Raw genomic sequence first — 12,231 nt, 5'->3', positions numbered from 1 at the left:
ATCAAGGACGACGCGCTCCTCACTTCATCACGGCAGGCTGACCGGTGCATTCCAGGACGCTGTGCCAGAGCTCCTGGGTGGGGTCCACCTTGCGGCGGCCGTGAATGACCAGCTCTAGAGGGAGGTGGATGTAGGAATTGTGCCAGCGGCCCACGAGCATGTTGGTCTTGCCGGCCATGGCTGCGTGCACGGCGTTCTGGGCCAGGCGGGAGCAGTACACGTTGTCCTGTGCGTTGGCAGGCACGCTGCGCACGATGTAGCTGGGATCGATGTATTTGAGGTTTACCTCGGTTTTGCGCTGCTTGAAGAAGGCATTGATGCGGTCCTTCAAGAAGAGGCCGATGTCGCCATAGCGCTTGTTTCCGCTGGCGTCGGTGTCGTCGCCGGTCTGCATGAGGTGCTGGCCTGCGCCCTCTGCGACCACGATGACAGCGCTGCCGCGCTTCATCAGCTTTTGGCGCAGAACTTCAAGCAAGCCGCCTTCTCCCTCGAGCTCAAAAGGCACTTCAGGAACGAGGACGAAATCCACATTGCTGCCCGCCAGGGCGGCATAGCAGGCGATGAAGCCGGAGTCGCGACCCATGAGCTTGACGAGGCCGACGCCATTAACGGCACCGGTGGCCTCGATGTAGGCGCAGTTGACGGCCTGCACGGCGGCGTCAAACGCGGTTTCGAAGCCGAAGCTCTTGTCGAGGTAGCGGATGTCGTTGTCGATGGTCTTGGGAATGCCGACGACGGCTTTTTTCAGTCCGCGGCGCTCGATCTCCTTCACGATCTCCGCTGCGCCGCGCAGGGTGCCGTCCCCGCCGATGACAAAGAGAATGTCCACCTTCATGTCTTCGAGGGTGTCCACCATCTCGCCGATGTCCTGCTTGCCACGGGAGCTGCCCAGCAGGGTGCCGCCAAAATGGTGCGCCTGCTCCACGGAGGAGGGTTTTAATAACAACGGCGTGTGGCCAAAGCGTTGCACCAGACCCTCGTAGCCGTAGCGGAAACCATAGACGCGAGCGACGCCGTACTGTTTGTGACAGCGATTCACGATGCCGCGGATGATGTCATTGAGGCCTGGGCAGAGGCCGCCGCAGGTCACGATGCCGACGGTGGTCTTGGGTGGGTCGAAATATATTTTTTCCCTCGGGCCTGCTTCTTCATAGCTGGGAGTCGAGGAGTCGCGGCCATCTTCAAGAACGTGGCTGTGGTACAGGATGCGGTCCACGGCATCCTCTTTGAAAGGGGCCTCTACGCCGCCGATGCGGTGCACGGGCGAGGGGATGAGGCATGGGCCGAGCGTGGAAATGCTCGTGTCGGGTGGGGCTGGGGTCATGGCTGGCTGAGTGCAGATAGAGCAGGAGAAGTGCCATTCTCCCGCTCCTTGCTGCACTTGCCTGACACAAAAGGCATTGCAGCGCGTTCACTGTCCCTCCCGATCATGAAATTGCTGACGCAGCTCTGCTTTGTTGTTGTATTTGTCATAACGGTGTCGGCGTATTCAGCGCCGCCCAACATCGTTATTCTATTTGTAGATGACCTTGGGTATGCGGACATCGGGCCCTTTGGCGCCACGAAGCAGAAGACACCAAATCTGGACCGCATGGCACGGGAGGGGATGAAGCTGACAAGCTTTTACGCCGCGCCGGTATGCAGTGTGTCACGCGCGCAGTTGATGACGGGATGCTATGGGGCACGCATTTCAGTGCCAGGGGTGTATCCGCCGGGGAGCAAAAACGGGCTGCATCCGCAGGAGCGCACCATCGCCGAATACCTGAAAGAGAAAGGCTATGCGACGCAGATCGTGGGCAAGTGGCATCTGGGAGATCAGCCGGAGTTTCTGCCGACAAAGCAGGGCTTTGACCACTATCTGGGCATCCCATACTCCAATGACATGCAAAAGACCGCGAAGAAAAGCGGGCAGAAGGTGGTGCCGCTGGTGCGCGATGACAAAGTGGTGGAACTGTTGACGGAGGAGGACCAGAGCCGCATCGAGGAGCGCTACACGGATGAGGCTGTAGGATTCATCCGGGCCAATCAGAGCCGGCCATTCTTTCTCTACTTTCCCCACACGGCAGTCCACACGCCCATCCATCCAGGCAAGGCGTTTCAAGGGAAGTCACAAAACGGGCGCTTTGGCGACTGGGTGGAGGAGGTGGACTGGAGCGTGGGTCGTGTGCTGGACACGCTGCGTGAGCTGAAGCTGGATGAAAACACGCTGGTGGTTTTTACCAGCGACAACGGACCCTGGCTGGTGAAAGGCCTGGATGGTGGCAGTGCGCTGCCTCTGCGTGGAGGCAAGGGCAGCACCTGGGAGGGAGGAGTGCGTGAGCCCTCGCTGGCCTGGTGGCCGGGCAAGATCGCGCCAGGAAGTGTGTGCGATGCTGTGGCGGGCACCATCGACCTGCTGCCCACCTGTGTGAAACTGGCAGGCGGCATGGTGCCTACCGAACCAGTGATCGACGGACGCGACATCTCGCCGCTGCTATTTGGGCAGACCAAGGAATCGCAGCGCGAGGCGCATTACTACTTTGGGAGCTACAATCTCCAGGCCGTTCGACAGGGGCCATGGAAGCTCGCCTTGGTCCCGCAATCGGATCCGAAGACCAAGGGCGTCATTGCCGAAGACTCGAAGGTGAATCCGAGACTATACAATCTCGATCAGGAGATCGACGAGAGGACCAATCTGGCGGACAAGCATCCGGAGATCGTTCAGAAGCTGCAGGCTCTGGCCACCAAGATGAGCGAGGAGATCGGAGGGAACGAGCCCAAGTCGCGTCGGCCTGCCGGAGAGGTGGAGAATCCGCAGTTGCTATATCCATCCAGTGAAACCGGTGGCGGAAAGAAGGTCGCTCCCAAAGGAAAGAAACAGCCTGACAAGGAGCTGGCAGAACTGAAACCTGGCGACACACTGACAAGTGATGCCGCTCCGCAGATTGCCGGGAGAGGCTTCACGATTTCCTGCACGGTGGAAACGGCAGAGGCAGATGTGGTTCTGGTGGCGCATGGCGGTGCCTCAGCCGGATATGCCCTGCATTTACGCGGAGGGCATGTCGTTTTCACGGTGCGTTATGGAGGTGGGGACGCCATTACGGAGGTGGTGTCTCCAGGCGTGGTGACTGGCAGTGCCAAAATCTCTGCCCGGCTGGCCAAGGACCGGAACATGACGCTCACGGTCAACGGCGAAGTCGTGGCCACAGCGCAGGCAAAAAGTCTCGTGGGACGCCAGCCACAGGAGAACTTCTGCATCGGGCATGATGATGCGAGGCCAGTGGCCGCCTATCATGCCAAGAACCGATTGGAAGGAAAGATCGATGGGCTGAAGATCTCCACCGAGTGAGTGAAGCACAGCCGCACATCTTTTTGACGAGGAGCACAAGCCTGTTGCAAAAGAGTGTATCCCGTCCTGCTTTCAGCCATGAGCACCGCCTTTCCTGAGAATCTCCGCCTCCAGCTGCGCCAGACCGGCGTGATCGCTGTCCTGATGATCGATCGAGCGGAGGATGCGGTGCCGCTGGCGCGGGCTCTGCTCGCAGGCGGGGTCAATGGAATCGAGCTAACACTGCGCACAGATGCGGCGCTGGAATCTCTGCGGCGCATCCGGGCTGAAGTGCCTGAGATGACCGTGGGAGTGGGGACGATCCTGACGCCGAAGCAGGCGAATGAAGCCAAGGAGGCCGGGGCGAGCTTTGGCGTGGCGCCGGGCATGAACCCGCGCGTGGTGGCGGAGGCGATCCGCATTGGCCTGCCCTTTGCGCCAGGTGTGTGTACGCCGACGGATATCGAGATCGCCATCGAGGCAGGCTGCCGGGTGCTGAAGTTTTTCCCATCGGAGCCGTGTGGTGGGCTGAGTTATCTGCGCAGCATCATGGCTCCGTTCATGCATCTTGGGGTGCAGTTTATTCCGCTGGGTGGAGTAGGAGCTGGAAATGCGGCGCATTACCTGCGCGAGCCTGCGGTGTTGGCCTTAGGAGGCTCATGGCTGGCGCCCAAGGACATCGTGGCCAAGGGCGGCTGGGATGTGATCACCGCGCTGGCTCGTGAGGCCACAGACATTGTCAAAGAGGTGCGCTCATGAGCCGGGTGGTTACTTTTGGCGAGATCATGCTGCGGTTGGCGACGCCAGGGCATGCGCGGTTTCAGCAGGCGATGCCGGGAGGACTGCATGCGAGCTTTGCCGGAGCGGAGGCCAGCATTGCAGCATCGCTTTCCTATCTCGGTGCAGATGCGGCATTTGTCACAGCGTTGCCCGCCAATTCGATTGCGGACGCGTGTGTGGCGGATCTGCGCAGCCTTGGGGTGGAGACAAAGCACATCCTGCGGACGGCGGGAGGCAGGCTTGGTGTGTACTTTCTGGAGCATGGCGCCAATCAGCGCGGTGGTAACGTGATCTATGACCGCGAAGGCTCCTCCGTGGCCATCACCCCGGCTGCTGAGTATGACTGGGGGGCAATCTTTGTCGGGTGCGATTGGTTTGTGATCTCCGGAATCACGCCAGCGATTTCACGCAACGCAGCCGAGGTGGCACGTGTGGCCATGCGAGAAGCGCAGGGGCTTGGGATCAAGATCGTGTGCGACATGAATTACCGCACCAAACTCTGGAACTGGGAGCCGCCGCTGTCTGCACGTGAGCTCGCCACACGCACCATGCGGGAGCTGCTGCCGATGGTGAGCGTGTTTGTGGGCGGGGTGAGCGATGCGACTGCGATGCTGGGCATTGAATCCAGCGGTGATTTGCAGGCGCTGGCCAGGCAGATCGTTGCCGAGTTTCCCAATCTCAGTCATGCGGCCTTCACCCTGCGTGATGGCAGCACCGCAGCGGCGCAATGCTTTGGCGGCGCACTCTACGAAGCGGTAACTGACACACTGCATACCGCCCCACGCCTCACCATCACCCAGGTGATCGACCGCCTCGGCGCCGGGGATGCTTTCACCGCGGGGCTGGTGTTTTCGTTTCTGCAAAACTCCGACCCTCAAACCGCCATCGCCTTTGCTACTGCGGCCGGCTGTCTGGCGCATTCCATCGAAGGCGACTACAACTACAGCACACCCAGCGAAATCGAAGCCCTCATGCAGGGCGATGGTGGAGGCCGTGTGAGCCGCTGATTCATTCCTATTTACACTCATGTCCCATCCTGCACCCACCACCCCTGACCGCTGGTCCCTTGAATCCTGGTTCTCCGGATTTGGCAAACCTGACTACACTGAATTTAAGGCCGCACTCGTGCGCGATGTGGAGGCGCTCAAAAAACAGGCTGCGGCGCTCAGCATAGACGTCGTCGAGATGGCGCAGGTAATCAATGCGCTGGAGGCTCTGAGCGACAGGCTCGGCCATCTCTCGGCCTATCTTGGGTGCTTGTCCGCCGACGATGCCAATGATGAGGCAGTGAAGGCTGACGAGGCCTGGATCTCCACACTCGAAGCAGAAAGCACCAAGCTCATGGCCTCGCTGCGCTCGGCGCTGGCGGCGCTGAGTGATGATGCGTTTGATTCACTGCTGGCAGATCCCTCTTTGAAAAATGCAGAGCATGCCGTGAAGCGCATGCGCCATGAGGGGCAGCACCAGATGAAGTCTGAGATGGAGGCGCTGGCTGCCGATCTCAATGTGAACGGACTGCATGCCTGGGGGCGGTTGTATGACACGCTGACGGGCAAGATGGAGTTTGAAATGACCTTTCCTGACGGTCACAAGGAGACCGTTGAGATGTCTCGTCGTCGTGCGCTCATGTCCGAGCCGGATCGCAGGCTGCGCGAGGCGGCCTTTCACGCCGGACAAAAGCCGTGGAATGATCATGCGGTGACGCTGGCAGCCGGTTTGAACGGCATCGCGGGCACACGGCTCAGCCTCTATGGCCGTCGTGGCCTGCCGCATTTTTTGGACACGCCGTTGTTTGACGGGGCCATGAGCCGGGAATCGCTGGATGCGATGCTGGAGGCGATTCACACGCATATCGAGCTGCCACGCCGTGCGCTGCGCAAAGCGGCGAAGCTGCAGGGAACATCGGCACTTCACTACTTTGATCTAGAGGCTCCGCAGATTGCCGCGCCAGATGAAAAGGAACTCACCTGGGACGAGGCCTGCGCCACAGTGGACCAGGCCTTCAGCACTGCATATCCGAAGCTGGGCGAGTATTTCCGTGAGATGCTGGCGCAGCGCTGGATCGAGGCGCAGCCGCGTGCGGGCAAGCGCCCCGGGGCCTTCTGCACCGGATCCCAGCTCAAGCATGAGGAGCGCGTGTACATGACCTTTCACTGCACGGTGCATGACATGGTGACGCTGGCCCATGAGGTGGGCCATGCCTGGCATTCGTGCGTGCTGCGCCCGGCGCGCTCCTTTGCCGCGAACTACCCGATGACGCTCGCGGAAACGGCGTCGAATTTTGGCGAGATGATCCTGCTCAACGGGCTGATGAATGATCCCGGCCTCACGGAAGCCACCAAGGCCTACCTGCTGGACCAGGAGATGCTGCGCGCGCATGCTTATCTGATCAACATTCCGATGCGCTATGAGTTTGAGAAGGCCTTCTACACGGAGCGTGCGAGCGGCGAGGTGAGCGTGAGCCGCCTCAGCGCCCTTATGGCAGAGGCGCAGCGCAAGCTCTATGGCGACACGTTGCTCGAAGACGGCACGGACCCGATGTTCTGGGCTTCGAAGATGCACTTCTTCATCAGCGGCATTTCGTTCTACAATTTCCCCTATGTCTTTGGCTATCTGCTCAGCCAGGCGCTGTTTGCCCGCTTCAAGGAGGAAGGCGCGTCCTTCCTGCCGCGTTACGAGGCCTTCCTCTCCATGACGGGCAGCGCGACCTGCGAAGAGGTCGTGAAACGCAGCCTTGGTGAAGACATTACCAAGCCTGAATTCTGGGCCACGGCACTGAAGGCCATGGAGCCGGCGCTGAAGGCCTACGAAGCGCTGTAATCGGGCGCGTTGATCAACCAAGCGACCGCACGCTGGGGCCCTCGACCCAGCGTGGGGGGATCATGATCTGGCGCGGCACTGCCGGCACACCGTGCTCATGCTGCGAGAGCTGGGTGACGATGAGATCCACCGCCGCAGCGGCTAGATGCTCTCGCTGCTGATAGATGCCGGCATAGTCGGGCATCTTCGGGGTCCAGTCGTGCACCACGAAGCCGATGTCCTGAGGGATGCGCAGGCCCAGGCGGCGTAGCCAGGCTGGCACGTGGGTGTCGAAGGTGATGAGTGCATCCGGCTGGTGCTCATGCATCCATTTGGAGAAAGCGTCGAATCCCTTGCTGATGTCGTTGCTGGGAAAGAGCAGCAGAGGCACGCGGTCTGCAGGAGGCAGGCTCTGCTGCCAGTGGAAAAGTCCGCCGCTGTAGCCAAACTGGGAGCGGTTCACAATCCACTGAGTGACCGCCACGCCGATGCGCCGGTAGCCGCGTGCGGTGAGCTGGTCTGCGGCCATGTGAATGCCCAGTGTCATGTTTCCAGCACACATGTGCAGAGACGGGCTGCTCATGGCATTGCCAAAAGTCACGGCGGCAAAGGGTGAGTAGTCGATCTTGCTGCAAGGGAGCTGCATGCTCTGCGGCGAGACGATCACGCCTTCGATGCCGCGTGCGTGGAGGATCTTTTGCACTCGTTTTGGAGTAAGGCCTTCTTTTCCAAGCCAGAACTCCTCCACCGCATAGCCATGACCGTGGGCGCGGCTGCGGATGTCATCAATAGGCACGTATTGATAAGAAGGGCTGAGAAGACCGTCCTGGGGCACGTGCTCGCGGATCACCGCGATGACGGCACGTACGCGCTGCTGCTTTTTGCCGCGCACCACCTGCATCATGCGCGCGAGGTGCGGGTCGGGACGGTAGTTCAGGCGTTTCGCCTCCTTCAGGACGAGTTCACGCTTTTCCGCGGAAACCTTGGGAGCGCCGCGCAGCACACGAGACACCGTCATCAAGGAATACCCGGTGGCGTGGGCGATGTCCTTGAGTGTGGGCGCTGAGGTGGCGGGCATGGCGGTCGGTCAGCGGGGTTACAGGTCTGCAAGCGTTTTGGTAAGAAGTTTCCAGAACTTCTGTGTGGAGGAGATGCTGGCGCATTCTTTTTCAGAGTGCGCCTCGTGGATGTTTGGGCCGAAGGAGATCATGTCGAGGCCTGGATAAGCAATGCTGATGACGCCGCACTCGAGCCCGGCATGGCAGGCGCCCACCTTGACCTCATGGCCGAAGAGCTCGCGGTAGATTTTTTTCATCTTGTCCAGGATCGGCGATTCTGCGCTGGGGCTCCATCCGGGATAAGGATCGCCCGATTTGAGGTGAGCGCCGATAAGTTCAAACGGCGCACGGAAGGTGCGGGCGACATCGAGCTTGCTCGACTCCACCGAGCTGCGCTGCAAGCTCCCCCATTCGGCTTTGCCGCCGCCAAGAGCGATGGTGGAAAAGTTTGAGGAGGCCTCCACCAAGCCTGGCACCACAGGGCTCATGCGATAGACGCCATTCACCACCGCCTGCATGGCGAGCACGAGAGATTTCTGGTGCTCAGCACCCATAATTCCAATCCCGCCGTCATCCACTTGAACGGGTGTTGAAGCGATGCTCAGCCCAGGCTCGATCAAACGGAATTCTTCGCGAATGCCCTCGGCCTCGCGCTGGAAGCAATCATCGAACCGAGCCTGATCCAAGATAACCACAATCGCCGTGCATTGCGCCGGGATGGCGTTTCGAGCGCTGCCGCCACGCATCGTTGAAAGTGCCACGACCTTCTCCCCGCAGGCATGCAGGAGGCGCGTCATGAGCTTGATCGCGTTCGCGCGTCCTTCATGAATCTGCAGGCCGGAGTGACCTCCGCGCAGACCGGTGATCTCGATGGCGGCCACGGGCGTGGCAGAGTCATGCGCCACCTCTGTGTATTCAAAAGTGCCCACGGTGTCGATGCCGCCTGCGCAGCCGATGGTGAAGGTGTCGTCTTCTTCGGAGTCGAGATTCAGCATGGTTTTGCCGGTCAGCAGTCCCGGCTGAAGGCCCAGCGCGCCGCCCATGCCCTGCTCCTCGTCCAGAGTGAGGAGCGCCTCGATGGGCGGATGGGAGAGGTCCTTGGATGCAAGCACCGCCAGGATAGCGGCCACGCCGAGGCCATTGTCCGCACCGAGGGTGGTGCCACGCGCGCGGACCCAGTCACCATCGACCCACATCTCGATGCCTTGTTTGTCGAAGTCGAAGATCGCGCCGTCAGCGGCCTTGTGCACCATGTCCAGATGAGCCTGCATGATGACAGCGGGGCGGTCCATGCGGTCTGCGCTGGCCGGTTTGCGGATGATCACGTTTCCGGCGGAGTCGATCTGGTGCTGCAGGCCGTGCTGCTGCGCAAAGGCCACGACAAAAGCGACAACACGCTCCTCGCGCTTGGAAGGACGGGGGACGGCATTGAGATCGGCAAAGCAGTTCCACAGGGGCCTGGGTTCAAGGGAGCGGATTTCGGAGGAGGACATGAATTAATGATGGAGAGTAAATGTGGGGTGCAGCCTGTCAGGAACAAGAGCAACGGAGGGCAGGGGCAATATGCGTGTTAACATAACACCTCTTCGGCTTAATCCAGGGTGAAATCACACCTCAGGTCACGTTTGATAACGCCGATGAATCTCCGCCAATCCTGTATCCTGCTTTTTCTCGCCACCGTCTGCGTCCAGGCAGTCGAGCCGATGGGCGAACGCCGTGAAACATGGCAGGGCATTCCTGGGCTGGAGCGCACAGCCGGGGGGCGTGTGTTTGCATCCTGGTTTACGGGCGGGCCGAAAGAGCCCTCACCTGAGAATGCGGTGCTGCTGTGCTATAGTGATGATCAGGCAAAATCATTCACGAGGCCGCAGGTCATGGCAGTTCCAGGAAATGGGACGCGCTGCTTTGATCCCACGCTGTGGATTGATCCCAGGAGACGGCTTTGGTACATCTTCAACCGCGGCAACAAGGACACCGCGAAGCACGATGTATGGGCGCGCATCTGCGATGATCCAGATGCCACGCCGCCGGTTTTCGGAACCGAGTTTCGCGTGGGGTATGAAGGGCCTTATGCCTTTCGCATGAACAAGTCCACGGTGCTCTCCTCGGGCGAGTGGATCATGCCGGTGACGCATGCCACAGAGCCGGTGTATGAGTGGTTTGCCGGACCGAAGCAACTGCAAGGTGTGGGCATCTCCACCGATGAGGGAAAAACATGGCGGCTGCACGGGGCACTCAAAGCCCCTGAGTGGGCGCTGGAGTGCATGATTACCGAACTGAAGGATGGTCGGCTTTGGCTGCTGACACGAACGGGAGGCGGCTTTTTGTGGGAGAGTCATTCGTCTGACAAAGGCCGCTCCTGGAGCGAGGCCAAGGCCAGCACCATCCCCAATCCGGGCTCCCGCTTTTTCATCCGCCGTCTTGCCTCCGGCAATCTGCTGCTGGTGAATCATCTCGGTTTCACTGGCAAAACACGCAGCCACCTCACGGCACAGATTTCCACCGATGACGGCAAGACCTGGAACGAGGGCCTGCTGCTGGATGAGCGCAAGGATGTCTCGTATCCCGATGGAGTGCAGGACCGCGATGGCATGATCTGGATCACTTATGACCATGATCGGCAAGGTGAGGGCGAGATTCTGGTGGCAAAGTTCCGCGAGGAAGATGTCGAAGCAGGCAAGAATGTGTCTGGTGCGGTGAGTCTGAAGCAAACGATCAACAGGCTGGAGAAACCTCAGATCATACCGGCGAAGTGGGATCCGGCACTGGCGGGAGATGTGGTGATGCAGCGTCTGGTGAACACCACGGCGCCGCAGGTGAAGGGCGCGCACGATGCGGAGTTTGTGTGCGTGGGAGATCGTGCCTACATCGTGGTGGAGGCCAATGACCTGAAGGCAGGAGAAAGCGCCGGCTGGCCGTTCATTTACGCCACGATGTCCATCGTGAACTTGAAGACCCTCGCGCTGGAAAAGGTGATCGACTTTGCCAAAGGCGGACAACGGTTTGAGAACGAGACGCTGCCTGAGGGCGCGTGCTTTGTGCCGCGCATCCTTCAAAAGGATGCGAACATGCTGCGCTGCTACTTTACAAGCGAAGACCCAGGAAAGAGGCAGTCGCAGATGTGGTATCGCGACTTTGACCTGAAGTCCGGTGCTTTCCGTGACACAATCCACAAGGCGAAGCTGAAGACCGCAGCAGGCACGTTTGACTTTCAGCCACAGTATTTTCATGCGGATGCAGCGGCTCATGGCTTTGCCAAGCCGGCAGTGGATTCATCATTCTTCATCTTTGATTCCTTCAAAAAGTTTGATGGCAAGACCTACGTGGCGCTGAACAACTTTACCGGAAAGCAGAACGCGCTTGCTCTGGTGCATGATGATCTGGAGACACTGGAAGTGCTCGGTCATTACAACGAACCGCAGGCCGAGGCGCTGAGTGAATCGGCGGTGAACCGAATGCCAGACGGCACGTGGCTGGCGATCTGCCGCAATGACAAAGGAAACTATCATTTTTCCACGAGCACAGATGGCAGGAAATGGAGCACCGGCAAGCCGCTGCCGGTCGTGCTCAATGGCACCAACTCCAAGCCGACCTTCGACAAGTTTGGCGGCATCTACTATCTGGGGTGGCAGGAGTCCACGCGCAGCCAGGGCGTGAGCCGAAGTGTGTTCAATGTGGATGTCTCTCGCGATGGCAAAATCTGGGAGCGCAAATACCGCTTTGAAACGCCGAAGTCCTTCCAGTACCCAACCTTTCACGAGCATGACGGCGTGATCTGGCTCGTAGTGACCCAAGGCGATACGGATGCCAGTCGCAAGGAGCGCATCATGTTTGGAAAGCTGGAGGAAGTGGGTGGTTTTGAAGCGCAGCAAGGGAAGAAACGCATCGTCTGGCCTGCACCCGCTTCCGTAGAAGCGGCGGAGATGAAGGTTGGGTGCAGACTTTTCACAGACCGGGATTATGTGATCGAGGCCATGCCAGAGCAGGTGCGGGGGTTGCCGTTTCTGCGCACCAGCATTGAAAATATCGAAGCGGAAGTTGTTACGCCGGGAACGCTTTACGCGCTGACACCCGCCTCGCGACCTGGGGCTGCCTGCCAGGAAGAGGCTCTGAAAGGCGCAGGTTTCGCCAAAGTCGAAGTGTCGGAGACGCAGCTGTTCCCGGGTGACATCAATCGTGTGAACTTGTACCGTAAGGAAGCCATCAAGGGTGAGCAGCTCCATTTTAAAAAACTGGTGCTGCTGATCAGCGGCTCGGGTGCCGGGCTGCGTTCTCTTCATCCTTGAT

8 protein-coding genes are annotated in these 12,231 nt (G+C 59.8%); 5 read left to right on the top strand and 3 right to left on the bottom strand.

Annotated features, from left to right (window positions below):
- Window positions 1-19: 19 nt before the first annotated feature.
- Complete coding sequence (locus tag HNQ65_RS17740; protein WP_184341405.1) at window positions 20-1,324, bottom strand: ATP-dependent 6-phosphofructokinase; 1,305 nt, start codon at window positions 1,322-1,324, stop codon at window positions 20-22.
- Between the two features lie 105 nt (window positions 1,325-1,429).
- Here HNQ65_RS17740 and HNQ65_RS17735 point away from each other — a divergent pair, with 105 nt between their 5' ends.
- The 4 genes from HNQ65_RS17735 (at window position 1,430) to HNQ65_RS17720 (ending at window position 6,907) form a co-directional block, all read left to right on the top strand.
- Window positions 1,430-3,328, top strand: a complete 1,899-nt coding sequence (locus HNQ65_RS17735) for a sulfatase-like hydrolase/transferase (protein WP_184341403.1) — start codon at window positions 1,430-1,432, stop codon at window positions 3,326-3,328.
- Window positions 3,329-3,406: 78 nt separating this feature from the next.
- Window positions 3,407-4,066 (top strand): bifunctional 4-hydroxy-2-oxoglutarate aldolase/2-dehydro-3-deoxy-phosphogluconate aldolase, encoded by a 660-nt coding sequence (locus HNQ65_RS17730; RefSeq protein ID WP_184341400.1) that lies wholly within the window; start codon window positions 3,407-3,409, stop codon window positions 4,064-4,066.
- Window positions 4,063-5,094, top strand: coding sequence for a sugar kinase (locus tag HNQ65_RS17725; protein ID WP_184341398.1), 1,032 nt, complete (start codon window positions 4,063-4,065; stop codon window positions 5,092-5,094). Before HNQ65_RS17730 ends, HNQ65_RS17725 begins: the two co-directional genes overlap by 4 nt.
- 19 nt (window positions 5,095-5,113) lie before the next feature.
- Window positions 5,114-6,907, top strand: coding sequence for a M3 family oligoendopeptidase (locus tag HNQ65_RS17720; protein WP_184341396.1), 1,794 nt, complete (start codon window positions 5,114-5,116; stop codon window positions 6,905-6,907).
- 13 nt (window positions 6,908-6,920) lie between these two features.
- Here HNQ65_RS17720 and HNQ65_RS17715 read toward each other — a convergent pair whose 3' ends face one another.
- Both HNQ65_RS17715 and HNQ65_RS17710 read right to left on the bottom strand, forming a co-directional pair.
- Window positions 6,921-7,964, bottom strand: coding sequence for a LacI family DNA-binding transcriptional regulator (locus HNQ65_RS17715; RefSeq protein ID WP_184341394.1), 1,044 nt, complete (start codon window positions 7,962-7,964; stop codon window positions 6,921-6,923).
- Between the two features lie 18 nt (window positions 7,965-7,982).
- Entirely contained in the window at window positions 7,983-9,437 is a 1,455-nt protein-coding gene (locus HNQ65_RS17710; protein WP_184341392.1) for an aminoacyl-histidine dipeptidase, read from the bottom strand.
- Window positions 9,438-9,581: 144 nt separating this feature from the next.
- On the opposite strand from HNQ65_RS17710, the gene HNQ65_RS17705 reads away from it, so the two are divergent.
- A complete protein-coding gene (locus HNQ65_RS17705; RefSeq protein ID WP_184341390.1) occupies window positions 9,582-12,230 on the top strand; it encodes a sialidase family protein in 2,649 nt (882 codons plus the stop codon).
- The last annotated feature ends 1 nt before the right edge of the window (window position 12,231 follow it).

This window comes from Prosthecobacter vanneervenii (assembly GCF_014203095.1).
Lineage (GTDB): Bacteria > Verrucomicrobiota > Verrucomicrobiia > Verrucomicrobiales > Verrucomicrobiaceae > Prosthecobacter > Prosthecobacter vanneervenii.
The sequence above is the reverse complement of the archived record's forward strand: the minus strand, read 5'-3'. Positions and strand labels throughout refer to the sequence as shown.